The organism is Streptomyces sp. NL15-2K (assembly GCF_030551255.1).
Classification (GTDB): domain Bacteria; phylum Actinomycetota; class Actinomycetes; order Streptomycetales; family Streptomycetaceae; genus Streptomyces.
Genome location: NZ_CP130630.1, coordinates 1,559,140 through 1,584,728, shown reverse-complemented (window position 1 = coordinate 1,584,728; position 25,589 = coordinate 1,559,140). Strand labels below are relative to the sequence as shown.

The following is a 25,589-nucleotide window of genomic DNA, read 5'->3' as shown; positions in this document are numbered from 1 at the left end:
TCCCATGGTTGTGCAAAACGTTTTGGGTATCTAGCTTGTGCGCCATGAGCGACAGAACGCCTCCATCGACCCGCCGCCTCCTGGTGAGCGGCTGCGATGTGCTGCGGGTCCCGCCGGAGGGCGAGTGCGAGATTCTGCGGGCGCAGGACATCGTCGTGACGGACGGCGTCATCGAGGCGGTACGGCCGACCGGCACCACCGGCGCCTCCGGTCCGGGCCATGCGGCGGACGTGATCGACGGGCGCGGGCTCCTGGCCGTTCCCGGCCTGGTCAACGCGCACACGCACAGCCCCATGGTGCTGATGCGCGGCGCGGCCGAGGACGTGACGGTCGAGGGCTGGTTCAACGACCGTGTCTGGCCGATGGAGTCCAACCTCACCCCCGCGGACGTACGGATCGGGGCCATGCTCGCCTGCGCGGAGATGATCCGCTCCGGTGTCACCACGTTCGCCGACCACTACTTCTTCCCCGAGCAGATCGCCCAGGCGGTCACCGAGACCGGCCTGCGGGCCGACATCGCGCCCACGTACTTCAGCAGCCGGGGCGAGGCGGCCCTGGAGGAGACGGTGACGTTCGCGCAGGCCTGGCACGGCGGTGCCGACGGCCGGGTCACCGTCTCGCTCGGGCCGCACGCCCCGTACACGGTCGACGACGGCGATCTGCGGACCCTCGCCGGGCACGCCCGGAGGCTCGGACTGCGCATGCACATCCACGCCGCCGAGCACCTGGAGCAGACCCGGTCCAGCCTGGAGCGGCGCGGCATCACCCCGATCCGGGTGCTGCACGAGACCGGGGTGCTGGACGCCGGCGCCCTGATCGCGCACGGCTGCGGGATCGTCGAGGACGACCTGCCGCTGCTCGCCGAGTACGCCGGCACCACCGCCGTGGCCTGCTGCCCCAAGGTCTACCTCAAGCACGCCCTGTCCCCGCTCACCCCGGTCCGCGACCTCCTCGGTGCCGGAGTCGCGGTCGCCGTCGGCACGGACGGTGCCGCCGGTCACAACACGCTCGACGTGTGGGAAGCACTGCGGCTGGTGGCCCTCACCCAGAAGCAGGCGGTACGGGACGCCACCTGGATGACCGTCTCCGACACCCTGCGCCTGGCCATGCGCGGCGGAGCCCGCGCCCTGGGTCTGCAGAAAGAGATCGGGGCGCTGGAGCCCGGCATGCGCGCCGACATCGTCCTGACCGACCTGTCGGGTCCGCACTGCCGTCCGCTGCACGATCCGCGCGCCGCGCTGGTCTACAGCGCCCGCGCCAGTGACGTACGGACGGTCGTCGTCGACGGCCGGGTCCTGATGCGCGACGGCCGACTGCTCACGGTGGACGAGCCCGCGCTGCTGGCCGAGGCCGACACCCGGGTGGCGCGGATCCTCGACACCTCCCACGGCAGGGCGGTGCAGCACTATGACCCCTGAGCCGTACGAGGCCATGACCTCCGAGCCGTACCGGCGGGCGGCCGTCCGGCGCCCCGCGTCCATCAAGGACGTGGCCGCCGCGGCAGGCGTCAGCGCCACCACCGTCTCCCACGTCCTCAGCGGCAACCGGCCGGTCAACGAGCACACCGCCGCACGGGTCCGCAGCGTCGTCAACCGGCTCGGCTACGTCCCGGCCTCGCTGGCCCGCAGCCTGCAGGCCGGTTCCACCTCGGTGATCGGCCTGCTGATCCCCGACATCAGCAACACCTTCTTCGCCGAGCTGGCCAAGGGCGCCGAGGACGCCGCCCACGACCTCGGCTACGGCCTGATCCTGTGCAACACCGAGTTCGACGCCGACCGCGAGGACCGCTACCTCGGCATGATCCGCAGCCGGTTCATCGACGGCATGGTGTACGCCTCGGGGTCCCCGCCGTCCCGGCGGAGGCTGGAGGCCCTCATGGGCAAGTTCCCCATCGCGCTCGCCGACGAGGAGGTCGAGGGCCTCGAAGGCGTCCTCATCGCCACCGCCGACCACGAGGCGGGCGGGCGGCTGGTGGGGGAGCACCTCCGGTCGCTCGGCCACCGCCGGGCCCTCATGCTGACCGGCCCGCGCGCCCTGAAGAGCAGCAACGCCCGTGCCAACGGTTTCGTACGGGCCTTCCGGGGCGAAGTCGTCGAACGCGTCGGCGACTTCAAGGAGACCTCCGGATACGGCCTCGTCGCGGGGCTCCTCCAGGAGGGCGGTCTCCCCGATGACTGCACGGCCGTCTTCGCGGCCAACGACCTGATGGCCTTCGGCGCCCTCCTGGCGCTGAGGGAGGCGGGGCTGTCGGTGCCGGACGACGTGTCGGTGGTCGGCTTCGACGACATCCGGGCGGCCTCGCTGGCGCATCCGCCCCTGACCACCGTCCACCAGCCGGCCTACGACGTGGGCCGCACCGCCACCGCGCAACTCCTCCAGTACGTCACCCGGGGCGAGGTCCCGCCGGCCTCCCGGCACACCCTTCCCGTCGAACTCAAGGTCCGCGGCAGCACAGCACCCGCCGCCCGCTGACCCACGCCGGACTTCAACTGCCGTCGTAACGCACGGAGTTCCCGTGCCGATACGCCCTGCCTCGAAAGGCGGTTCGCCATGCCCAGAGTGCTCGTTGTCGGCGAGTCCTGGTTCACCTACACGGTCCACCAGAAAGGCTTCGACGCCTTCCACACCTCCGAGTACACCGAGGGCGGAGGCGCCTTCCTCGACGCGCTCCGCTCACGCGGCCACGACGTGACCTACGTGCCCTCGCACGAGATCCCGACCCGCGTCCCTGCCACCGCCGACGGCTTCGACGCGTACGACGTCGTGGTCATCAGCGATGTGGGCGCCAACAGCTTCCAGCTCCCGCCCGAGACCTTCAACGACTCCGTCCCCGCGCCCGACCGGTCCGAGCTGGTGCGCGGCTTCGTGGAGCGGGGCGGCGGGGTGCTGATGATCGGCGGCTATCTGACCTTCAGCGGCATCGACGCCCGCGCGCGATGGGGGCGCTCCCCGCTCGCCGCCGCCCTGCCGGTGACGATCCTGGACCGCGACGACCGGGTGGAACTCCCGGCCGGAGCCGCCCCCGAAGTGGTGGGCGAGCACGCGGTCGTACGAGGACTGGACCGGTCGTGGCCCGCGCTGCTCGGCCTCAACGAGGTCGCCGCGCGGCCGGAGGCGTCGCTGCTCGCCGAGTGCGCCGGGCACCCGCTGCTCGTCGTCGGCGGCCACGGCGCGGGCAGATCCGCGGCGTTCACCTCCGACGTGGCACCGCACTGGGCACCGCCGCCGTTCCTGGCGTGGGACGGTTACGCCGAGCTGTGGGACCGGCTGGCACGCTGGCTCGCGGGAGCGGAACTGTGACGCCCGGACAGCTGGACACGTCCGTCACCGGCACACCCCACATCGCCGCCGCCCCCGGCGACTTCGCGCCCCTGGTCCTGATGCCGGGGGATCCGCGCCGCGCCCGGCGGATCGCCGAGACGTTCCTTCAGGACGCACGGCAGGTCACCGACGTACGCGGCATCCTCGGCTACACCGGAAGCCACCGGGGCGTGCCGATGTCGGTGCTCGCCTCCGGCATGGGCATCCCGTCCGTGACGATCTACGCGACGGAGCTGTTCCGCCACTACGGCGTGCGCAGGATCGTCCGGGTCGGCACGGCGGGCGCGATCCCGGCCTCGGTGTCCGTCCGGGACGTGGTGGTCGCGTCCGCCGCGCACACCGACTCCAGCGTCAGCCGCGTCCTCGTGGACGGCGTGACCCTCTCCCTCGCCCCCTCCTACAAGCTTTTGCGCGCCGCCGCGGACGCCGCCGAGCGGGAGCTGTCCGGGGCCGAGGCCGTGCACATCGGACCGGTCTTCAGCAGCGACCACTTCTACCTGGACCGCCCCGCCCTCTTCGACGCCCTGGAGCGCCGGGGCACGCTCGCGGTCGAGATGGAGGCGGCGGGACTGTACGCCGTGGCCTGCGCGGAGGGCGGCGAGGCCCTCGCGGTGCTGACGGTGTCCGACCACCTCCGCACCGGTGACGCCCTCACGGCCGGGGAACGCGAGACGGATTTCGACCGGACTCTGCGCATCGCCGCCACCGCGCTGCTCACCGACGCCTGAAATTCCCCCGCCTGAAATCAAACAGAAACCGGGCGACGTAGCCAAAACGTTTTGCACTTTCTACTGTCGACGCAGCCGCTCACTCGGCGACGAAATGATCAGGAGATCGAAGATGAGATACGGAAGAAGCGCCGCCGTCGTGGTGACAGGCATGCTCGCGCTGAGCGCGTGCGGAGGATCGGGCGACGGGGATGATTCCGCAGCGGCCTCGTCCGGCAAGCCGCGGATCAAATTGGTGATCAATGGCGGGCTGGGCGACAAGTCGTTCTTCGACTCCGCCTACGCCGGCCTGCAGCGGGCCACGAAGGACCTCGGCTACCAGCTCAAGGTGGTGGAGCTCGGCTCCGACCGCACCAAGTGGGAGCCCGGCTTCGAGGACGCCGCCTCGGCCGACGACTACGACATCCTCGCCGCCGGCACCTTCGACGTCACCGACTACATCGGCAAACTCGCCCCGGAATTCCCGGACAAGAAGTTCTGGGTCTTCGACGCCCCGGTCGACTACAGCGGCAAGAACGGCGCCTGTTCCAACAAGTGCGAGAACGTCTACTCCGTCACCTTCAAGCAGAACGAGGGCGGTTATCTCGCGGGATTCCTGGCCGAGAAGCTGGTGGCCGCGAAAGCCCTCAAGGGAACCGAATCCCTGAAGAAGGTCGGCGTCATGGGCGGCGTGAAGATCCCGTTGATCGAGGACTTCGTCGTCGGTTTCAAGTCGGGCTTCAAGGCCGCCGGCGGAAAGAACTCCGACGTCCTCGTCCAATACGTGGGCGGCGACAAGCCGTTCGGCGACCCCGCCAAGGGCAAGGAGATCAGCACCGCCATGTACGGCCAGGGAGCCGCGCTGGTGTGGCCGGTCGCCGGGCTCTCCGGGCTCGGCACCTTCGAGTCGGCCGTCAGCGCCAAGCGGTACGCGTTCGGCGTCGACTCCGACCAGTACCAGACCCTCACCGACCAGGCGCAGAAGAACACCGTCGTCACCTCCATCCTCAAGAACGTCGGCAACGCCCTGTACAAGGCCGCGCAGGACGACCAGAAGGACACCCTGAAGTACGGCGCCGTCTCCACCGTCGGTCTCGCCGAGGACGCCGTCGGCTACGTGAACGACGACCACTTCAAGGAGTTGGTGCCCGAGACGATCCGTACCGAGGTCCAGGAAGCCGCCGACAAGGTCAAGTCCGGCTCCGTCACGGTGCCCAGCGCCCTCTAACCGAACGGCCTTGACGATGAACGAGCCATGGGGCGAGGACGGACCGGCCGTCGCCGCCCGCCAGGTCACCAAGACCTACGCCAACGGGGTGCGCGCGGTGCGCGCCGTGGACCTGGAGGTCCCGCCGGGCGAGATCCGGGCGGTCGTCGGGGAGAACGGCGCGGGCAAGTCCACTCTGATGAAGATGTTCTACGGCCTCGAACAGCCCAGCTCGGGCGAGATCCTGGTCGGCGGACGGGCCCGTGTGCTGCGCGGCCCGGCCTCGGCCATCGCTCTGGGCGTGGGCATGGTGCACCAGAACCTCATGCTGGTGCCGTCCTTCACCGTCGCCCAGAACGTGGTCCTCGGCGTGGAGCCGGGCCGTCGCGGTCTGGTCGACCCGAAGGCGGCCGTGGAGACCACCGCCCGGCTCGCGGAGGAGTCCGGACTCACCGTCGACCCCAGGGCGCGCGTCGACGAGGTGTCGGTCGGGATGCGGCAGCGCACCGAGATCCTCAAGGCGCTCCACCGGCAAGCCCGCGTGCTGATCCTCGACGAGCCGACCGCGGTGCTCACCCCGCAGGAGACCGAGGACCTGTTCGCCGCCGTGCGCCGACTGCGCGACGGCGGGATGACCGTGCTGTTCATCTCGCACAAGCTGCGTGAGGTACGGGAGATCAGCGACCAGGTGAGCGTGATGCGGGCCGGCTCCCTGGTGGGCACGGTCGCCACCGCCGACGCCACCGAGCGCTCCCTCGCCTCCATGATGGTCGGCCGGGACATGTCCCTGGACGTGGACCGCGCCCCTGCCCGTCCCACGCGGACCACCCTGCGGGTACGGAGCCTCCGGTACGAGGCTCCGACCGCCCAGTCCCTGCACGACCTCGATTTCGACGTCGCCGCCGGGGAGATCGTCGGCGTGGCCGGCATCGAGGGCAACGGCCAGAGCGAACTCGCCGAGATCCTCGCCGGGTTGCGCCGCCCCACCGCGGGCACGGTCCACATCGACGGCACCGACACGGCCGGCCTCGACGTGGCAGGACACCGCAGGGCCGGCATCGGCTACGTGCCGGAGGACCGGCTGCACAACGGCGCCGCCCTCGACGCGTCCATCACCGACAACCTCGTCGTCGACCGCCACGACCGACCGCCCCTCGCCCGCCGTGGCGTCCTGCACCCCGGTGCCGTACGCGCCCACGCCGAGCAGTTGATCGACCAGTACGCCATCCGCACGCCCGACCCGTCGGTTCCGGTGAGCGCGCTGTCCGGGGGCAACATGCAGAAGGTGATCGTCGCCCGCGAACTCTCCGCAGAGCCATGCCTGTTGATCGCCTCACAGGTCACCCGCGGGGTGGACATCGGCGCGATGCGCTTCATGTACGAGCGTCTGGTCGCCGCCCGCGACGCGGGCGCCGCCGTCCTGCTGATCTCCGCCGACCTCACCGAACTCCTCGCCCTCTCCGACCGGTTGCTCGTCCTCAAGGAGGGCCGCCTGGCCGCCAGGTTCGACGACACGACCGGCCTCACCGAGAAGCGGGTCGGGCTCTACATGCTCGGCGTCGAGGAGCACGACCGCGACCGGCTCACGGCCGGCCTGGACGACCTCACCGCCGACCGGGACGACCTCACGGCCGGCCCGGCAGACCTGGGGGAGACGCCATGACCACCACCCCCATGACGGCGATCGAGACCGAGGACCGCCGCCAGTACCGCGCCACCCGGCGCCGCGACTTCGCCGTCGACCTCAGCATGGCCCTGGCCACCGTCCTGGCCGCCCTGGCCATCGGCTTCCTCGTCATGCTCGCCACCGGCAACGACCCGATCCGCGCCTACGAGGTGATGCTCACCGGCCCGCTGGAACGCTCCTTCCGTGTCGGCCGCTGGCTGGAGGACGCCACCACCCTCACCCTGCTCGGGCTGTCGGTCGCGATCCCCTTCCGCGCCCGGCAGATCAGCCTCGGCGCCGAGAGCCAGGTCTACGCCGGTGCGCTGGCGGCCGCGACCGTCGCGATCTTCGTGCCGCTGTCACCCGTCGTCGCCGTGATCGTGCCCATGGCCGCGGCCGCCGCCGCGGGCGCCGGAATGGGCCTGGTGCCCGGCGCGATGAAGGCACGCCTCGGCGCCAACGAGATCGTGGCGACGCTGATGCTCAACGCCATCGTCGTCCGCGTCTACGACTACCTGGTCAACGGCCCGCTGAAGGAGTCCGGCAGCAGCGCCGTGCACTCGAAGTCCATCCAGCAGGACTCCGCGCTCACCCCGCTGAGCGACTGGTTCGGCGTCCCGCTGGGCCGAGCCAACATCGGTTTCGGGGTGATGCTGCTGACCGCCGTCGCGCTGTGGCTGCTCATCACCCGCACTCCGCTCGGCTACCGCATCCGCATGACCGGCGCCAACCCCGACTTCGCGGCGTACGGCGGCATCCGCGTGCCCCGCGTCATCGAGTGGAGTTTCGTCATCGGCGGCGCCGTCGCGGGCCTGGCCGGAGCCCATCTCGTCCAGGGCGTGTACGGGCGACTGGAACCCGGGCTCGCCGGAAGCCTCGCCTTCGAAGGGATCGTGGTCGCCCTGCTGGCCAGGAACAACCCGCTGGTGGTCGTGGTCGCCGGGCTCTTCTACTCCTACCTGCGCGCCGGGGGCGACATCATGGAACAGCAGACCGACGTCGGCACCGAGATCGTGGTGGTCATCCAGGCGGTCATCGTGCTGCTGGTCACCGCCCAGGCCCTGCCGAGCCTGCTCAAGCGCCGGATCGCGCGGAGGCAGGTGGGCGTCCGATGAGTTCCGTGCTCGACGTCGTCCTGAGCAGCGCCTTCCTGGCGGCCGCGCTGCGGATCGCCACGCCGTACCTGCTCGCCGCGTTCGGCGGGCTGGTCGCCGAACGCGCCGGCATCAGCAACATCGCCCTGGAGGGCCAGATGCTCTCCGCCGCCTGCACCGGGGCGCTCGTCGCCGGTTACAGCGGCTCCGTCGCGCTGGGCACGGTCAGCGGCGTCGCGATGGCGACCCTGCTGGGCGTCCTGCTCGCCGCCCTCCGCCTGGAGCTGGGCGCCGACGCGATCATCGCGGGCATCGGCCTCAACCTCCTCGCCTCCGGCGGCACCGCCTACGCCGTCTACAGCCTCCTCGACGACAAGGGCGGCACCTCCGGCCTGAAGAGCGGCAGCCTGCCGACCGTCACGCTGCCGGGCGTCGAGAAGGTCCCGGTCATCGGCGATGTGCTGAGCGGCCAGAACATGATCACCTGGCTGGCCTTCCTGGCCGCACCCTTCGTCGCCTGGCTGTTCTACCGCACTCGCTTCGGCCTCCACCTGCGCGCGGTCGGCGAGATGCCCGACGCGGCGGCGTCGGTCGGGATCGCCGTACGGCGGGTCCAGTACACCGGACTCGCCCTCAGCGGTGCCCTCGCCGGACTCGCCGGGGTCTTCCTCAGCATGGGCTACGTCTCCTTCTTCGTACGGGACATGACGGCCGGCCGCGGTTTCATCGCCCTCGCCGCCGTGTTCCTCGGCGGTCTGCGGCCCTGGGGTGTCTTCCTCGCCGCACTCGGCTTCGGAGCGGCGGAGGCACTGGCCGTGCAACTCGGCACCCTCGACGTGCCGCCGCAGCTGGTGTCGACGATCCCGTACGCGATGACGCTGGTCGCCCTCGCGCTGTACGCGTGGCGGCGCAAGCGCCGGGGCCGTGCCGTGCCGGCCGCTGCCTCACTCTGACGCCTCGTCACTCCCCTCTCGCTGGACTTTCCCACCCGTCCGCACCTTGCCGAGCGTGCGGGTCGGCGAGCCATGCCCGCACGCCCATGTGATGCCCCCCTTTGGAAGGACACCCATGCGACACAGACCCCCCTCGCGCCGCCGCAGACGTGCGCTCCTCGCCTCCCTCGCAGCGACCGGACTCCTGGGCAGCCTGGCCCTGACGAACGGCTTCGCGGCAGAACCGGAGGCGGAAGCCTCCGGGAAGGCGCAGGACGTCCGGCTCCTCGACACCCTCACCGTCCCCGCCGGGACGACGGAGTTCGGCATGCCGTTCGGCGGCTTGTCCGGCATCGACTACGACCCGCGGTCCGGCGAGTACGTCGCCCTCAGCGACGACCGCTCGGAGAACGGCAAGGCCCGCTTCTACACCCTCCGACTGCCGATCGACGGTGCGGCCTTCGCCGGCGACAAGCCCGCCCTCGACGCCCTGACCGTCCTCGCCGACACCACCGGCGAACCCTTCGCCCCCAAGGCGGTCGACCCCGAGGCGATCCGCTGGACCTCGGGCGGCGAGAGCCTGCTGTGGACCAGCGAGGGCGCCTCTTCGGCCGGGCAGCCCGCCTTCGTCCGCGAGGCGGCCACCTCCGGCGGGTACGTACGCGAACTGCCGCTGCCCAAGGCGTACGCCCCCGTCCGGTCGGCCTCGGGCACACTCACCGCCGGGGTGCGCAACAACCAGGCCCTGGAAGGGCTCACCCTCTCCCCGGACGGGCGCACGGTGGCCACCATCACCGAGAACGCCCTCGTGCAGGACGGCCCCGCGGCCGGGCTGACGGTCAAGAGCCCGTCCCGCCTGCTGCTGATGGACCGTCGGACAGGGCAGCCGGAGGCCGAGCACGTCTACGAGGTCGACCCGATCTCCGACGCGCCCACCGCCCCCCTGCCCGCCCCGGTCGGCACGTACTCGGCGGACCGGGGCGTCTCCGAGATCCTCGCGATCAACGACACCGACTACCTCACCGTCGAACGCTCCTTCGCCTCCGGTGTCGGCTTCTCCATCCGCCTCTACTGGACCAGCACCATCGGCGCGACGGACGTGGGCGGCAAGGAAGCCCTGTCCGGCACCGAGAGGCCCATGCCGAAGAGGCTGCTGTACGACTTCACCACCTCCGGCACCGACGCCGACAACGTCGAGGGCATCACCTGGGGCCCGCGGCTGCCCGACGGCTCCCGCTCACTCGTCCTCGTCGCCGACGACAACTTCGGCTTCAACGGCAGCGTCACGAAGTTCCACCTGCTGTCGGTCCGGCCGGATCTCCTCGCCACCCGCACTCCGGACGTCAACGGCGACGGCGCCGTCAGCGCCAAGGACCTGGCGGTCGTCCCGACCGCCGGCGCGGCCGGAGACCTCGACGGCAACGGCCGTACGGACGCGGCCGACGTCCGGCTGTGGATCTCGTACACCCGCACCTTCCCCACGACTCAGCAGCCGCCCTCCACCGTCGACGTCCAGCTGCTGTCCTTCAACGACTTCCACGGCAACCTGGAGCCGCCCACCGGACGCGACGCCAACCTCGGCTCCAAGCTCGACCCGAAGACCACGCCGGTCGGCGGCGCCGAATACCTCGCGGCCCGGCTCGGGCAACTCCGGCAGGGCACCGGCACCTCGCTGACCGTCGCCGCGGGCGACATCATCGGCGCCAGCCCCTTCCTCTCCGGCCTCTTCCACGACGAACCCACCGTCGAATCCATGGAGAAGCTGCACCTGGACGTCACCAGCGTCGGCAACCACGAGTTGGACGAGGGCACCGAGGAACTGCTGCGCATGCAACACGGGGGCTGCCACCCCGAGGACGGCTGCTTCATCAAGGACGAGCCGTACGACGGCGCCCAGTTCCCCTGGCTGGCCGCCAACGTCATCGACCGCGCCTCAGGCAAGCCCCTCCTGGCGCCCACCTGGGTGAAGAAGGTGGACGGGGTGAAGGTCGGCTTCATCGGCATGACCTTGGAGGGCACCCCCGAGGTCACCGGCCAGTCCGGCATCAAGTCCGTCCGCTTCCTCGACGAGGTACAGACCGCGAACGCCTCCGCCCGCGAACTGCGCCGCCAGGGAGTGGAGGCGATCGTCGTCCTGCTGCACCAGGGCGGAGTGCAGGCCGGATCGTACGGTCAGTGCGACGGCATCTCCGGCCCGATCGTGGACATCGCCAAGAACCTCGACCCGGCGATCGACACCGTGGTGACCGGCCACACCCACCAGCCGTACATCTGCTCCCTGCCCGACCCGGCCGGTAATCCCCGCCTGGTCACCTCGGCCTCGTCGTTCGGCCGGGTCGTCACCGAGACCCGGCTGCCGGTGGACCGCCGTACCGGAGATGTCGTACGGGACCAGGTCGCCGCGATGAACCACCTCGTCACCCGCACCGGCGCCAAGGACGCCGATCAGAGTGCCGTCATCGACAAGTGGAAGGCCCTGTCGGCGCCGCTGGCCAACCGGGTCGTCGGCAGCGTCACCGCCGACATCACCCGCTCCGAGACCCGCGACACCGAGTCCGACCTGGCGAACCTCGTCGCCGACGCCCAACTCGCCGCGACCGCCGCACCGGAGCGCGGCGGGGCCCGGATCGCCCTGATGAACCCGGGCGGGGTGCGGGCCGACCTGGTCCACGGGTCGTCGACGGGCGGGGAGGCACCCGGCGAGATCACCTACGCCGAGGCCTTCGCCGTACAGCCCTTCGCCGGGTCCCTGGTCTCCGTGAACCTGACGGGAGCGCAGATCGAGAAGATCCTGGAAGAGCAGTTCAACGACTCGGGCACCCGGGCACCCACCCTCATGCTCGGCGTCTCCAAGGGCCTGACGTACTCCTTCTCCCACACCGCGCCGGTCGGCGACCGCATCGACCCGGCGTCGATCGCGCTCAACGGCGAACCACTGCGGCCGGACGCCACCTACCGGGTGACCGCGAACACCTTCCTCGCCGCGGGCGGCGACGGATTCACCACCTTCGCCGAGGGCACCGACACCGTCGGCGGCGGGGACGACATCGCGGCCCTCACCGACTACCTCACCGCCCACAGCCCGGTCGCCCCACCCGGCACCGACCGCGTGACCGAGTTGCCCTGACGACAGCCCCGGCCGCCTTCGCGAGCCTTCGGGGTCTGAGGCTTTCGCCGTTCTCTCACCTGGCCATGGTCCACTGATCCGATGGTCAGCGAGACACGGACTGATAAGGACACCCCGAAGGCGCGCGGCCTGCCGCTCGTCGCGGTGCTGCTGACTCTGACCGCGGTCAGCGGGCTGATCGATGCGGTGACCTACCTGGGCATCGGGCGTATCTTCACGGCGAACATGACCGGGAACGTGGTGGTGCTGGGCTTCGCCGCGGCCGGGGCGCCGGGATTCTCGGTGCCGCACGCGGCCACGTCGCTGGGCACCTACCTGGCGGGTGCGGTGACCGGCGGCCGGATCGCGGTATGGATGGGGGAGGGCTCCCGCCGGAGCTGGACGCGAGTGACGCTCGCGGTCGAGGCGGCGTTGATGGGCGCGGCGTCGGTGGTCGCCTACATCTCACCCGGCCACGCCCGCACCGCCTATGCGCTGATCGTCCTCACGGCGCTCGCCATGGGCCTGCGCAACGCGACGGTACGCCGGCTGGGCGTGCCCGACCTGACGACGACGGTTCTCACGATGACGCTGACCGGCCTGGCTGCCGAGTCCCGAGTCGGGGGCGGCTCGGGCACCCGTTCCGCGCACCGTGCGGGCGCGGTCGTCTCGATGCTGGCGGGGGCAGTGCTCGGCGCCTGGCTCGTCATCCACCACGGCCTGGCCATTCCCCTGCTGGTCGGGGCGTTGACGACCGCGGCACTGGCGGCGACGGCATCGGCTCACTGATGCTCAAGGTCACCCGTGCCTACCTGGCCGGTGCGAGGGGCCCGCCGACTCTCGGCCTGCCGCTCGCGCTCGCCGTGTTCAGACGCCCAACGGCGCGGCGTCGAAGGCCTTGACCTGGCGTGGGGTGAGGTCGCCGACCGCCTCCAGGCGGCCCAGGACCTCGGCGCGGCGCTGCCTGGCCAGACCGGGGTGGTGAAGGGGATCGTAGGCGGACGGCGCCTGGACCAGGCCGACGAGGAGGGCGGCCTGCGGCCAGTCCAGCTGGGCGGGACTCTTCTTGAAGTACCCGTGTGCGGCCGCGTCCAGACCGAAGTACCCCTGGCCGAAATACGCGGTGGACAGGTACATCCGCAGGATTTCGCTCTTCGGACAGGCATGAGCGAGCTTGACGGCCAGCGCAACCTGTTCCAGCTGGTCGCGCCGGGTGCGTTGCCCGTCGGTGTAGAGCATCTTGGCGAGTTGCTGCTCGATGGTGGCACCCCCTCCGTCGCCTCCGCGGCCGTCTGCCCAGAACACCAGCGCACGCAGCACGCCGACAGGGTCGATGCCGGGGTTGTGCCAGAAACGCGCGTCCTCGGTGGCCACCAGCGCCGCGGCGACCTTCGGCGGCGTGCTCGCGTCCGGGTCGCTCACCGCGTGTACGGCGGCCTGTGCGCGCACCAGGGCCTCCGCGTCGCCCACCCCCGGCGTGGCTGCCAGGAGGACACCTCCCGCTGCCGCGAGCACGACGGCCACGGCGAGGCCGAGGACGCACACACGGGTGATGAGACGGCGCAGCCACCGAGGCAGCGCGCCGTGGCGTACGAGCCTGTCGAGCGTCAGCACTGTAGCGGTGGCGACGGCGAAGACCACAAGGGTGGCAGCGGCGTCGAAACCGTAGCGCAGGAAGGACCGGGCGAAACCGAAGAGCACCGCGGCTCCGGCACCGAGGGCACCGGCGGCGGCGAACCGGCCGAGTGGTCTGGTGCGACCGACGTGGGACACGACAGCCATCATGCGTAAACGCCTCCCCTGTACCCGGCCGTGATTCCTTATTACGCACCATCCGCGTGAAATTCCTATAAGGCCTCGGTAGGGAATGCTTGCGATATTCCTCAGAAGCATCCCTTGCAAGGGTCAAGATTTGGCAGCTCTCTTCTGGGAACGTTCAGTTGATCCCTAGGCTGAGGCGCATCGAACGTTGAACAGCATTCATCGGCGGGGATGTCGCCCACGCCCTCAGGGAGGTCCGGATGCAGCGTGATCCGGCGCCGGGCGTGAGGCCCCGCAACCGGCGCCGCAGAATCACCTGGGGCGTGCTGACGTTGGTCCTCACGGTGCTCACGGTCTTTGCGGGTACGTACGCCTGGGCGGACCAGAAACTGGACCGTACGGTGAACCTCGGCGCCCTCCCGGACCAGCCGCCCCCGGACAAGGGCACCACGTATCTCGTCGCCGGTTCGGACAACCGACAGAACCTGACGCCGCAACAGCGAAAGGCACTTCACACCGGCAACGACGACGAGGGCTCCTACGGCAACAGCGACTCGATGATGCTGCTGCACATCGGCGCCGACGGTGACACCCTGGTCAGTCTGCCGCGCGACAGTTACGTGACCATACCGGCGTTCACCGGCCCGAACGGCGTGCGGCATCCGGCGACGGCCAACAAGCTCAACGCGGCATTCTCCCTGGGCGGCGGCCAACTGCTGGCGGAGACCGTCGAATACAACACGGGCATTCACATCGACCATTACGCGGAGATCGGCTTCGGCGGCTTCGTCGATCTCGTCAACGCACTCGGTGGCGTCACCGTGTGCCTGGACCGGCCGATCGTGGACCAGGCCTCGGGGGCCGACCTCAAGGCGGGCTGCCGGAAGCTGGACGGCCGGGAGTCCCTCGAACTGGTCCGGGAGCGCCACCAGGAGGCGGGCCAGGACCTCAGCAGAATGGCGAACCAGCAGAGGTTCCTGGCCGCCGTCGCCCACCAGGCGGAGGCCCCGTCCACCCTCCTCAACCCGTTCCGGCTCTACCCGGCACTCGGCGCGGGCATCGGGACGCTGACCGTGGACAAGAACATGACCCCGTACGACCTGGCGCGGATGTTCCTGGGCCTGAAGGGGATTTCCGGCGGGAGCGGACACGAGTTGACGGTTCCGATCGCGGACGCGAACCACTACACACCGAACGCCGGTGACGCGGTGCTGTGGAACATGACACAGGCCAAGACCCTCTTCGGTGAACTGGAGAACGACCAGCCGGTCACCATCGGCACCAACGACGCCCACTCCGATCTCAACGGCGGCCAGCGCTCTTCCGCCGTCGACACGTGACGCCGCCCTGCCGGCCGAGAAGGAGACACAGTGAGAACCACTAGCCAGGCGCCGGAAAAGCGCAGGTTCATGAAGGAGATGGCGTACCTCGCCACCTTCGCGGCGGTCTCCGTGCTCACGCTGGTCGGGTGTGGAATGAGCGCGGCCTCGCCGTCGTCGCCCAGACCGAGCGCTATCACGATGCGGACGGTCACCGACGCGTCCGGCCGGACCGAGCCGGATCAGCCCATTCACTGCGGGGTCACCCACGCCGAACTGACCAAGGTCTCGGTCATCCGCTCCAACGGGTCCCTTGTCACCGGCTCCCTGGACATGGCGGCCGGTACGTGGACACCGTCTCACCCCCTCAGCCTCGACGCCCGCTACACGGTCACCGCGACGGCCACCGACTCATCCGGAAAGTCGGTCACCAAGCGTCTGAACATTGAGACGGTCAATCCGGCCGCCACCGTCACGGCGCAGTCCATCACCCCCGCCACTGGGGCCGAGGTCGGCAACGCACAGCCCGTCACCGTGGTGTTCACCAAGCCCGTGACCGATGAAGCCGCCGTACAGAAAGTGCTGTCCGTGACCGACACCGACCGCGTCACGGGAGCCTGGCACTGGATGACCAACCGGCGTGTCGACTACCGTCCGCGCACCTCCTGGCCGCTGGGAGACAAGATCACCGTAGAGGGCGACCTCGAAGGCGTGAACACCGGCAAAGGCCTCTGGGCGACCGGCGACTACACCCACTCCTTCACGGTCGACTCCGACGTCCACGCGGTAGTCGATCCCCACACCCAGTCCATGGCGGTCTACCGGGGCAGTGAACTGATCCGGACACTCCCTGTATCGAGTGGCGGGTCGCACTACCGGACCTGGGGTGGCTACCTGGTGGTGCTGGACAAGGAGGCGAAGATCCAGATGTCCTCGTGCAGCGTCGGACTCAGCTGCACCCCCGGAAATCCGGACTACTACAACCTGCCGGTCCTTTGGGACGTCCACTTGACCTGGAGCGGTACGTACATCCACGACGCGTCATGGGACAACGCGGCCATCGGCAGGGTGGACAACTCCCACGGATGCGTCCACCTCGGCGCATCAGACGCGAAGTGGTTCTACAACACCGTGCAGCCGGGAGATCTGGTCCGGGTCATCAACCCGTCCAAGCCGGTGGCGCTCGACAACGGGGACGGAGACTGGAACCTGTCCTGGTCGCAGTGGAGCATCCCCAACGCCACCCGGTGAAGACGACGGGCGTTACCCAGCAGGGAGCGTGAGCGCGTCGGCGGTCAGGTGGGGCAGCGTAGAGCGGGGGTGCCCGAGGAAGCCCCGGACGCGGGCCGTCTCCCGGCGGAGCCGTTGATCGGCGTGGCCGAGGAGCAGGGGCCAGGCCGGTCAGGTCGCCGTGGGCGATGCCGTGGTCCTCCCGGTCGCCCGCCATCGCGAGGAAGCGGTCGGCGAGGGCGTGGATGGCAGCCGAGTCGTGGCGGTGGCGGTGCGATCCACGAGATGAGGCCTGCGCCGTGGGCGGCGCTACCGGGCCGGAGGCGCCGGCGGGGCGGCCAGCGCCGCCGTCACCGCGCCCATGGACATCGTCTACCAGGTGCCGTTCGGGAGGGCGTAACAATAATGGAGGTACCGGTTGGGGCCGCACGCGGACTGCGGCGTCGGCAGGCGGAAGTCCTCTAAGCCCCAGGTGCAAGTGAGACGGCGATGGAACAGCGACCCACCCGCAGCGTCGAACAGCCGGACCTGCCAGGCGCCGCGTTCGACGACGGTGGCTCGGCGTGGGCTGTTGTCGATCAACAGGGCATCGTGACGGGATGGAGTGAGGGTGCCCGGCAGGTGCTGGGCTATCTGCCGGACGAGATCGTCGGCACGCCCGCCGCCCGCCTGCTCGATGAAGTACCTCCCTCGGAGACGCTGCGCGAGATCCAGGCCCTGAGGAGGTGGAGCGGTCGGCCGCGGCTGCGGCACCGGGACGGGCACCTGGTGGAGGCCGGTCTGCTCGCCCACCGTCGCACGATGAGGGATACGGGCCCGGACTGGCTTCTGATCTGTTCCCTCGCCGGCGCCGCCACCCCGCAGGACAAGCCGCTCACGGAGTGGGTGCTCAAGCAGTCGCCCAGCTTCGGGGCGCTTGTGTTCGACACACGTCTGCGCGTGCGCCGGGCCAACAGCTCCGCGGAGAGTGCGCTGGGCATCACCGAGGCGGAGATGCGCGGGTTGCGATTCTCGGAGTTCGACCTCCACCCGGCAGCCGCACTGTTGGAGCGAGCCGTGCACCAGGTGCTGGAAAGCGAGGAGTCGCAGCAGGTGGAGACCTACGCGCAGACCCCCGGCGAGAGCCGGGAGCATGCTTGGTCCAGCCTCGCGTACCCGGTGCGGGACGAGGGCGGCGCCGTGTGCGGAGTGGCTCTGGTGACCCACGACATAACCGAGCAGTACTGGGCACGCAAGCGGCTGCAACTGCTCAACGATGCCACCGTCCGGATCAGCAGCAGCCTCGACGTGGCGCGCACAGCGCAAGAACTGGCTGAGGTGGCCGTGCCGGAGTTCGCCGACTTCGCCACCGTTGATCTGCTCCCCGACCCCGACCCCGACCCCGACCCCGACCCCGACCCCGACCCCGACCCCGACCCCGACCCCGCCCCCGGCCCGGTGCCCGGAACCGCCCGACGGGGCGCTGTCCGCCTGCGCCGTGTGGCCCACCAGTCCGTACTCCCGGGCACTCCCGAGGCGGTCGTCCCCCTCGGCGAGGTGGACTCCTACGCCGCCGACACCCCGACTGCCGAGTGCCTCGCCACAGGCCGGGCCGTGCTCCACGCGAAGTTCGACCCGTCGAACACCGACTGGTCGGTGGGCCACCCGCGCCGGGAAGCCGCGGTCCGCGCGTTCGGAATGCACTCCGTCATGGCCGTGCCTCTCCGTGCTCGCGGCACCACCTTCGGCATCGCCGTCTTCATCCGCCATCAACGGCAGGAGTCCTTCAGCGAGGATGATCTGCTGCTTGCCGAAGAGATCACCGGCCGGGCCGCCGTCTTCATCGACAACGCCCGCCGGTACACCCGCGAGCGCGACACCGCGACGGCGCTGCAAAAGACCCTGCTGCCGCAACAGCTGCCGCGGCAGCAAGCCGTGGAGGTCGCCTCCCGATACCTGCCCGCCAGCGCGCTCGCCGGAGTGGGCGGCGACTGGTTCGACGTCATCCCGCTGTCCAGCGCACGGGTCGCCCTGGTCGTCGGCGACGTGGTCGGGCACGGCATCCAGGCGGCGGCCACCATGGGGCGGCTGCGCACCGCCGTGCGCACCCTCGCCGACGTCGACCTGTCGCCCGACGAACTGCTCACCCACCTGGACGATCTGGTCGTCCGGCTGGCGGCAGACGCGGACACCGGCGGCACGTCGCCGACCGACCAGGCCGCCGAGACCGCCGGGGGGTTCGGCGCAACCTGCCTGTACGCCGTCTACGACCCGGTCTCACAAACCTGCGCACTGGCCAGCGCCGGTCACCCCATGCCCGCCCTGGTCACCCCCGAGGGCACCGTGGACTTCCTGGACGCGCCCGTCGGCCCTCCGCTGGGCCTGGGCGGACTGCCGTTCGACGTCACCGAGCTCGCGCTGCCCGAGGGGAGCATCCTCGCCCTCTACACCGACGGCCTGATCGGGTCCCGCCACCTGGACATCGACCAGGGGCTGGCACGGCTACGGAAGGCACTCGCCCATCCCGCCGCCGACCTGGACGTCCTCTGCGACGCGGTGATCGGCACATTGCGGCCCGAGGACCGCACCGACGACATCGCCCTGCTCATTGCCCGTACCCACGCGCTCGACGCCCGGCACGTCGCATCCTGGGACCTGCCCGCCGACCCGGCCATCGTGGCCCGGGCCCGCAAGCTCGTCACCGCCCAGCTCGTGGCCTGGGACCTGACGGAGGCATCCTTCGTCACCGAGCTGGTGATCAGCGAACTGGTCACCAACGCCATCCGCCACGCCGCCCCGCCCATCCAGCTACGGCTGATCCACGACCGCCACCTCATCTGCGAGGTCTCCGACGCCAGCAACACCGCCCCCCACCTGCGCCGGGCCCACACCTACGACGAGGGCGGCCGCGGCCTGCTACTGGTGGCCCAGCTGACCCGCGGCTGGGGCACCCGCCACGCCGACACCGGGAAAACCATCTGGGCGGAACAGGACCTCGACGTACTCCAGCCCGTCATCTGAAGCTCCGCTGTCAGAGGCCTGCCCGTACCGGGTCACCGTGCCGTCCGCACCCGTTCTCCTGCTCGGGCCAGGCGGGGAAGAAAGGAAGGCTATATTCGAGAGGTGATCGACAAGGACGAGCACACCCCTGACTCCGCAGGGCAGCGCAAGCGGCATCGGCGCTCGGCCGATCCCCGCCGCCGGCACGATCCGGAACGCACCCGCCAGAGCATCATGGACGCGGCGAACGAGGAGTTCGGCAAGCACGGCTTCAAGGGGGCACGTGTCGAGCGGATCGCCGCCGCGGCCGGAGTGAACCACTCGCTGATCACCTATCACTTCGGCAGCAAGAAGGGCCTCTACGACGCCCTCACCGAGCGCTGGATCACCAAGGGCGCGACCATGATGGGCGGCGCGGAGCCGTTCGCCGAGATCGTCCGGGACTATGTGCGCTGGGAACACGACGACAAGTTGCAGATCATACGGACGCTGGTCCGTGCCGAGCTCGACGGCAAACCCCCTCCTCCCGACGCATGGGCGAACCGCCTGCTCGACGTCGTCGCCGAAACCCGGAAAAGGCAGGACAGGGGCGAGATCCGCGCCGATCTCGATGCCGGCGCGCTGACGCTCGCGTTCTTCGCCGCGACGATCGCGCCGGAAGTGCTGCCGCAGCTGGCCGCCACCGTCACCGGCGAGGATCCGGCCTCTGCCGAGTTCCTCGACCGCTACGCCGAGCAGCTGGCGCGCGTGCTCTACGCGCTCGCCGAAGTCCCCCGAGCAGGGGCCGGGGAGCCGGATGATCCCCCTCGGGGCATCGAAGAGGCGCAGGGCGGGGATCAGCCCAGCAGCTGACGGCGCCCCGGCTGCACATGGCAGCGGGCAGCCCATCGCATCCGGTCCGGCGGCCGTGGCTCTGGGCGAGAGTGTCGGTTCGGACCTCGATATGCGCACCCGTCGTACGGGCCGGGAACCGGGCCGCGCCGCAAAGGCGCTTGGCACCGGTCTGGGCGTCAGCTGAACGGGGCGTGCCCAAACACCTTTCGTTGAACGGAACGCGCCGTATCGCCGCGACTGGGAGCCGCGCATCATGGCCGGTCAAGGGACTGCGCCGCGGCCCGGCTGCGCGAGTCAGGGCGTCGGTCGCCGCGCAGGCGGCGCTCGGCCTGACCGCCGCTGAAGCCGGGGCTGGGCGTGGGAGCACTGGTCGAGGGGCCGCGGGTGGGTGAGCGGGCAACGCTCACCCACATCTCCGGGTCGCTGAAAAGGAGTTGTGTCATGGCGGGACGTCTGGCGGGAAGAATTGCCGTGGTGACCGGCGGTAGTGTCGGGATCGGTCAGGAGATCGCCCGGAAGCTGTCGTCCGAAGGCGCCGATATCGCGGTCGCCGATGTGGACGCGGCGAACGATACGCAGCGGATTGTCGAAGGGAACGGCCGCCGGTTCTTCAGCGCGAAGGTCGACATCTCCGACGAGGCACAGGTGAATGCCTTCGCCCCGGAGGTCCGGGATGCGCTGGGCCGCGTCGACATCGTCGTGAACAACGCGGGCATCGTGCCCTTCGCCGACATCGACGACGTGACGTTCGAGCAGTGGAGCCGAGTTTTCGCGGTCAACGTGAACGGAGCCTTCCTGACGGCGAAGGCTTTTCTCGAGGACCTCAGGCAGTCCCAGGCCGGCCGGGTGATCAACATAACGTCCGGGAGTTACTGGGTGAGCCCGCCGCCGTTCGTCGCGTACATCTCTTCAAAGGGCGCCCTCAACGGGTTCACCCACGTGCTGGCGGCGAACCTGGCGAAACACGATGTCACGGTCAACGCGGTCGCCCCCGGTCTGGTCCCGACCGCCAAGGCCCTCCAGAGCGCCGGGGAGGCCTTCTTCGACATGACCGTACAGATGCAGAACCTGAAGCGGCGGCAGACGACGGCGGACGTCGCCAACACAGTGGCCTTCCTGGCCACCGACGAAGCCGCGTTCATCACCGGCCAGATCCTCGCCGTCGACGGAGGACTCACGCGCCGTTGACGGTACGCTCTCGCCACTGTGCGCCGGGCCGGCGCTGGAACTCGTCGAGGCTGGAGCGCCGGCCCGCGCACCGGACGGCACCTTCACCGTGGGCATACGGCTGTGGCAGTGGGGCACGTCGGCCCCGTTGAGCGTCCCGCCGCGCACGGCCGCACCGCGCCTCGACTACGCGGTCGCCGTGGCCCTCGGGACGGGTCCAGGTCGCGGATCCGTCCCGAGGGCCACGGCCGGGCGCCGGACGCCGGTCATCCGGGCGGCTGACGGCGCGCCAGCTGCATGTGGGCGAGCAGCCAGCCGTCTCCGTCCGGCACCCACACCCGCGTGACCGCCGCCTGGACGACGAACGGCGTGGCATCGGGGATGTAGACGATGTGCATCTCCTGCAGGCAGCTGACGATCGCCACTCCGTCGAATCGCTGCACAGTGACGTCGAATGCCTCGATCTCGGTGATCCTGCCCATACGGGCCGTGTGCTCGAGGAAGGCATCCACGCCGTCGATACGTCCCACCGGGGAGTGCACGACGACGCATTCCGGGTGCAGCAGGGGGCGCATCGGATCCGGTCCGGCGGTCATGGCTTCGAGCCATGCGGCTTCCGCCAGCTCGACAGTGGGGGCTTCCCCGGGCGTTGCGGCCGGCGGGAGAGTGGGGGAATGGGTCACAGTTCCAGCTCCAGGGTGGGGGAGAGCGCGCGGGACGAGCAGGTGGCGAACATGCCTTCGGCGCGTTCGTCCGCGGTGAGCACGTCGTCGCGGTGATCGGGGTCGCCCGCCAGCACGCGCACCACGCACTCACCACAGATGCCCAGCTGGCATGAGTGCGGTGCGTCGATGCCGTTCTCCAGCAGGATGTCGAGCACGCTGCTTCCGGCGGGAACGGCGTATTCGGCTCCCGTGGAGGCCAGACGTATGGTGAAGCCGCCCGAGCCGCCCGCGTCGGGTTGCGCGGCGGCGCCGTCGTTGCTGAACCGTGCCTTGTGCAGGACCTGCGGCGGCCAGCCCATGGCTTCGGCTATGCCCAGTACGTGGTCGATGAAGCCTGCCGGGCCGCAGACGTAGACCGCTGTGTCCGGTTGCGGTTCGCCGAGGTCACGGGCCACGTCCAGGATCTGGGCGGGGTCCTCGTCGCCGAAGTGGAAGGTGGTGTGGGGGTTGTCGGTCAGCTCCGGGACAAAGGCCGCGTGGGTGCGGCTGCGGGCGCAGTAGTGCAGCGTGTAGTCGCCGCGCTCGGCGTCCAGTTGGTGCATCATCGCCAGCAGGGGGTGATGCCGATCCCGCCGGCGAACAGCAGGTGCCGGCGGGCCGTGACGAGGGGGAAGCGGTTGCGCGGTGCCGAGATCCGTAGCCGGTCGCCCACGTTGAGCGCGTGCATCGCCCGCGAACCGCCGCGGGAGCCCGGCTCGTTGAGTACGGCCAGGCGGTAGTGGCCGTACTCGGGCGGCCCGCACAGTGAGTACTGGCGGACCGGTCCGGAGTCGGTCCGGACATCGATGTGCGCGCCGGCGGTGTAGGCCGGGAACTCGGTTCCCTCCACCGGGGCGAGGTCGATCACCGCGATATCGGGGGTCATCAGGAAGTGAGAGACGACCACCGCTTCCGTCCACGTCACGGCCGCGTCCTTTCTCAGGCTCCGGCCGTGGACGCTGTCGCCGCGCCCTGTGCCGTACCCGGGGAGACGGTGTAGATGCCGGCGTCGACGTGGCGCGGAGGGCCGTCGAGGGTGCTCACGCCCAGCGGGTCGCGGCCGGCCTCGACGTCGGCGGCCATGGATTTGAGCATGCGACGGAGCATCACCACGCCGCGGTCGGTGGTTGCCAGGGTCTCCTCGGAGTGCATCGGGATCGCTCCCTGCGAGGCCTGTGCCTCACCGTCACCGGGGAACCGCTGCCGCTCCTCCTCGGCCAGCTCCCAGGGGTCCTTGCCGTTCTGCTGGAGGCCGAAGGCGAAGCGGTACACGCGCTCGGGGTCGCTGGAACGGATGGAGAAGAACACCCGGTGGTGGGTGTCGTCCATCGGGACGACCCACAGCATCTGGTCGGGCCCCTGGTCCGTGGCCAGGCTCACGTAGTCCGGCAGCCCGAAGGCGTTCGGCAGGTGGAGTTCCGCACGGAAGCTCCGGAGCGCGTCGTCGCCTGCCGCCTTGTCCCGGATGAGATGGTCGTACTTGGCTCCGAACTCGGTCCTGGTGTACGTGATGTTGTCCTGGGCGGCCTCCGGATCGAAGAAGGCCTCGGACAGTCCGGTGGTGGTGTCCGCGCCCATGACCTGGTTGCCGCTGTGGTTGGAGTGCAGCCAGCACACGTGCGAGGGTCCAGCGCGTTCTCGTACATGTTCAGCCAGCTGAAGTCCGACACCAGGCCGGTCGGCGGCAGCCCGGGAATCGGCCACGCGGCGTAGTACTGCTCGCCCTCGCCAAGGGGTTCCAGGGCGTCGTAGCGAGGGAGGGCGGGCTTGCGCTCAGGCGGTCCCATGTAGACGAACACCAGACCGTACCGCTCCTCGACCGGATACCAGGGCTGCCGCGCGACCTCGCGACGCCGGCCACGGTCCGGTTCCAGGATCTGCTCCAGGCAGTGACCCTGTACGTCGAACTTCCAGCCGTAGCAGCAGCGGATGCCGTCCTCCTCGACACGGCCGTAGTAGAGGCTGCTGCCGCGGTGGGCGCACCGTTCGAAGACGGCGCCGGGGCGGCCCTGGCCGTCGCGGAAGACGACCAGGTTCTCGCCCAGGATCCGCGTGCGGTGCGGCGTGTCGGAGGTGAGCTGTGCCGACACGGCGATGGGCTGCCAGTACCGCCGCAGTACCTCGCCCATCGGCGTGCCCGGGCCGACCTCGGCCAGCCGCGCGTCGTAAGACGGTGTCTCGCGGCCGTAACCGGTACCGGTGTCCATGGTGCTCGGTTCAGTCATGTTGATCTCCTCGACGTTGAGGGGGTGAAATCCGGGCTGAATGTCGTCACCGTCGCTTTTCGAGCGTCACGAAGGGCAGCCCTCCGGTGAGTGGGACGTACTTTCAGGTGATCCGCCGGCCGGCGCGCACCTCGGCGGGCCGAGTCCGAAACGGGAAGGCGACCGCAGTCGTGGGGGCCTGTGAGCCTGCCGGCGCGGTGCGGTGCGGTGAATGTCAGGCGTACCAGGGCTCATCGCGCAGGTGCCGGTCGAAGAACCGCTCGATGAGACCAGGGGTGAGGGGAACGTCCTTTTTCCCGGTGCCCGCCGCGTCACCCGACGACCACATCGTGGCGCGGAACGGCGACTCGTGGTTCTCCCAGGCCGCGGTGTTGAGGAGCCCGTGGTCGGCGCCGTGGACCAGGAGGAGGTGTGCCTCGGCGTCCGCGGCGACCAGCGCGTCGAACAGCCTGCGGCTCTGGCGGTGGCCGATGTGCAGGTCCTCATCACCGTGCAGCAGCAGGACCGGCGGGACACCCGGGCCGACCTGGTGAACCGGACTGGCCGCGCGGGCGATGTCGGGCAGGTCCGCGGGAGGCCCGCCGAGCAGACCCCGGGCCGGGTCGTCCGGATCCTTGTCGCCGAGGATGCCGCCGGGGATGGCGTCCTCGGCCATGGGTACCAGGTCGGTCGCCGGGTAACTCGCGACGACCGCCCGCACGGCGGGTGCGTCGCCGCGATCCGGCCGTGCCCCGGCGAAAGCAGCGAGCAGCGCCAGATGTGCCCCCGCCGAGCGGCCCCACAGGCCGATCGCGTCCGCGTCGAGGTCGTACTGCTCCGCGATCCGGAGCAGATGGCGCAGCGCGGCGGTCACGTCGTCGAACTGCGCGGGCCAGGTCGCGACCGCGCTGGACCGGTAGTCGATGTCGGCCATCGCGTAGCCCCGCTGCGCGAACATGCGCGTCAGCCGTGGTCCGTCGCCTCGTCGCTGCATCCGCCAGGCGGCCCCGGACAACCACACGATCAGAGGTGCCGGCCCGTGCGACGGCTCCGGCAGGTACAGGTCCATCTGGAGCTCGATCTCGCCTTCGGCGCCTTCCGCGCGGCCGAACACGATGTCGCGGACCACTCGGACACGCGGCGGGGGGGGGGAGCGTCTCAGCAGAGCCGGGCGCTTGGCTCAGACGCTCCCTGAAGCGCTTCCTGACCTCGGCGTTGTGGGCCAGCACGGCCGCGTCGTCCGCGGGGGTGGTCCTGGTCGGAACGTACATTGCCGCCGGCCTCCGCTCGCGATGCCGTAACTCAGCGGTTCCCTCATGGCGTTACCTCTCCTTGGCCGGGACTGCGGATTCCCGGCC

General features: G+C 70.3%; 21 protein-coding genes and 1 pseudogene. 15 read left to right on the top strand and 7 right to left on the bottom strand.

The features are described 5' to 3' along the window. Nucleotides 1-44 precede the first annotated feature (44 nt). From Q4V64_RS06500 to Q4V64_RS06455, 10 genes are all read left to right on the top strand, one after another. Nucleotides 45-1,418 carry an amidohydrolase gene (locus Q4V64_RS06500; RefSeq protein WP_303709150.1) on the top strand — a complete coding sequence of 458 codons (1,374 nt, stop codon included), beginning with the start codon at nucleotides 45-47 and terminating at the stop codon, nucleotides 1,416-1,418. Beyond that, nucleotides 1,408-2,472, top strand: a complete 1,065-nt coding sequence (locus Q4V64_RS06495; RefSeq protein ID WP_303709148.1) for a LacI family DNA-binding transcriptional regulator — start codon at nucleotides 1,408-1,410, stop codon at nucleotides 2,470-2,472. Before Q4V64_RS06500 ends, Q4V64_RS06495 begins: the two co-directional genes overlap by 11 nt. 78 nt (nucleotides 2,473-2,550) lie before the next feature. Continuing rightward, complete coding sequence (locus Q4V64_RS06490) at nucleotides 2,551-3,300, top strand: glutamine amidotransferase (RefSeq protein WP_124445612.1); 750 nt, start codon at nucleotides 2,551-2,553, stop codon at nucleotides 3,298-3,300. Continuing rightward, entirely contained in the window at nucleotides 3,297-4,049 is a 753-nt protein-coding gene (gene deoD, locus Q4V64_RS06485) for a purine-nucleoside phosphorylase (protein ID WP_253267524.1), read from the top strand. Before Q4V64_RS06490 ends, deoD begins: the two co-directional genes overlap by 4 nt. 112 nt (nucleotides 4,050-4,161) lie before the next feature. Next, the gene (locus tag Q4V64_RS06480) at nucleotides 4,162-5,256 is read left to right on the top strand and encodes a BMP family ABC transporter substrate-binding protein (protein WP_253267525.1); all 1,095 of its coding nucleotides are present in this window, start codon (nucleotides 4,162-4,164) and stop codon (nucleotides 5,254-5,256) included. Between the two features lie 16 nt (nucleotides 5,257-5,272). Beyond that, the gene (locus Q4V64_RS06475) at nucleotides 5,273-6,898 is read left to right on the top strand and encodes an ABC transporter ATP-binding protein (protein ID WP_124445614.1); all 1,626 of its coding nucleotides are present in this window, start codon (nucleotides 5,273-5,275) and stop codon (nucleotides 6,896-6,898) included. Next, entirely contained in the window at nucleotides 6,895-8,016 is a 1,122-nt protein-coding gene (locus Q4V64_RS06470; RefSeq protein ID WP_124445615.1) for an ABC transporter permease, read from the top strand. The genes Q4V64_RS06475 and Q4V64_RS06470 overlap by 4 nt, the downstream gene beginning before the upstream one ends. Further along, the gene (locus tag Q4V64_RS06465; protein ID WP_124445616.1) at nucleotides 8,013-8,948 is read left to right on the top strand and encodes an ABC transporter permease; all 936 of its coding nucleotides are present in this window, start codon (nucleotides 8,013-8,015) and stop codon (nucleotides 8,946-8,948) included. Before Q4V64_RS06470 ends, Q4V64_RS06465 begins: the two co-directional genes overlap by 4 nt. A gap of 115 nt (nucleotides 8,949-9,063) precedes the next feature. Beyond that, the gene (locus tag Q4V64_RS06460; RefSeq protein ID WP_172629613.1) at nucleotides 9,064-12,054 is read left to right on the top strand and encodes an esterase-like activity of phytase family protein; all 2,991 of its coding nucleotides are present in this window, start codon (nucleotides 9,064-9,066) and stop codon (nucleotides 12,052-12,054) included. 81 nt (nucleotides 12,055-12,135) lie between these two features. Next, complete coding sequence (locus tag Q4V64_RS06455; protein WP_124445618.1) at nucleotides 12,136-12,822, top strand: YoaK family protein; 687 nt, start codon at nucleotides 12,136-12,138, stop codon at nucleotides 12,820-12,822. A 78-nt stretch (nucleotides 12,823-12,900) separates the two neighbouring features. Here the strand turns inward: Q4V64_RS06455 and Q4V64_RS06450 are convergent, their stop codons facing one another. Then, complete coding sequence (locus Q4V64_RS06450) at nucleotides 12,901-13,806, bottom strand: biosynthetic peptidoglycan transglycosylase (protein ID WP_124445619.1); 906 nt, start codon at nucleotides 13,804-13,806, stop codon at nucleotides 12,901-12,903. A gap of 248 nt (nucleotides 13,807-14,054) precedes the next feature. On the opposite strand from Q4V64_RS06450, the gene Q4V64_RS06445 reads away from it, so the two are divergent. The 5 genes from Q4V64_RS06445 (at nucleotide 14,055) to Q4V64_RS06425 (ending at nucleotide 21,344) form a co-directional block, all read left to right on the top strand. After that, nucleotides 14,055-15,134, top strand: coding sequence for an LCP family protein (locus tag Q4V64_RS06445; RefSeq protein ID WP_253267526.1), 1,080 nt, complete (start codon nucleotides 14,055-14,057; stop codon nucleotides 15,132-15,134). A gap of 30 nt (nucleotides 15,135-15,164) precedes the next feature. Next, nucleotides 15,165-16,364 carry an Ig-like domain-containing protein gene (locus Q4V64_RS06440; protein WP_124445620.1) on the top strand — a complete coding sequence of 400 codons (1,200 nt, stop codon included), beginning with the start codon at nucleotides 15,165-15,167 and terminating at the stop codon, nucleotides 16,362-16,364. A 468-nt stretch (nucleotides 16,365-16,832) separates the two neighbouring features. Further along, nucleotides 16,833-19,343 (top strand): SpoIIE family protein phosphatase, encoded by a 2,511-nt coding sequence (locus Q4V64_RS06435; RefSeq protein ID WP_303709138.1) that lies wholly within the window; start codon nucleotides 16,833-16,835, stop codon nucleotides 19,341-19,343. 102 nt (nucleotides 19,344-19,445) lie between these two features. Continuing rightward, nucleotides 19,446-20,174 carry a TetR/AcrR family transcriptional regulator gene (locus tag Q4V64_RS06430; protein WP_253267573.1) on the top strand — a complete coding sequence of 243 codons (729 nt, stop codon included), beginning with the start codon at nucleotides 19,446-19,448 and terminating at the stop codon, nucleotides 20,172-20,174. A 423-nt stretch (nucleotides 20,175-20,597) separates the two neighbouring features. Next, nucleotides 20,598-21,344: an SDR family oxidoreductase gene (locus tag Q4V64_RS06425; RefSeq protein ID WP_253267572.1), complete on the top strand. Its 747-nt coding sequence runs from the start codon at nucleotides 20,598-20,600 to the stop codon at nucleotides 21,342-21,344. A gap of 245 nt (nucleotides 21,345-21,589) precedes the next feature. Here Q4V64_RS06425 and Q4V64_RS06420 read toward each other — a convergent pair whose 3' ends face one another. The 6 genes and pseudogenes from Q4V64_RS06420 to Q4V64_RS06395 form a co-directional block, all read right to left on the bottom strand. Next, nucleotides 21,590-22,006, bottom strand: a complete 417-nt coding sequence (locus Q4V64_RS06420; RefSeq protein ID WP_253267571.1) for a nuclear transport factor 2 family protein — start codon at nucleotides 22,004-22,006, stop codon at nucleotides 21,590-21,592. Beyond that, entirely contained in the window at nucleotides 22,003-22,593 is a 591-nt protein-coding gene (locus tag Q4V64_RS06415) for an iron-sulfur cluster-binding domain-containing protein (RefSeq protein WP_253267570.1), read from the bottom strand. Before Q4V64_RS06415 ends, Q4V64_RS06420 begins: the two co-directional genes overlap by 4 nt. After that, the gene (locus Q4V64_RS06410; RefSeq protein WP_253267569.1) at nucleotides 22,590-22,952 is read right to left on the bottom strand and encodes a ferredoxin reductase; all 363 of its coding nucleotides are present in this window, start codon (nucleotides 22,950-22,952) and stop codon (nucleotides 22,590-22,592) included. The genes Q4V64_RS06415 and Q4V64_RS06410 overlap by 4 nt, the downstream gene beginning before the upstream one ends. Before the next feature lie 14 nt (nucleotides 22,953-22,966). Further along, complete coding sequence (locus tag Q4V64_RS06405; RefSeq protein WP_303709134.1) at nucleotides 22,967-23,644, bottom strand: hypothetical protein; 678 nt, start codon at nucleotides 23,642-23,644, stop codon at nucleotides 22,967-22,969. 323 nt (nucleotides 23,645-23,967) lie between these two features. Beyond that, nucleotides 23,968-24,156: pseudogene (locus Q4V64_RS54790) on the bottom strand (Rieske 2Fe-2S domain-containing protein); the annotation flags it as partial. Nucleotides 24,157-24,466: 310 nt separating this feature from the next. Beyond that, the gene (locus Q4V64_RS06395; protein WP_124445789.1) at nucleotides 24,467-25,360 is read right to left on the bottom strand and encodes an alpha/beta hydrolase; all 894 of its coding nucleotides are present in this window, start codon (nucleotides 25,358-25,360) and stop codon (nucleotides 24,467-24,469) included. Nucleotides 25,361-25,589 lie beyond the last annotated feature (229 nt).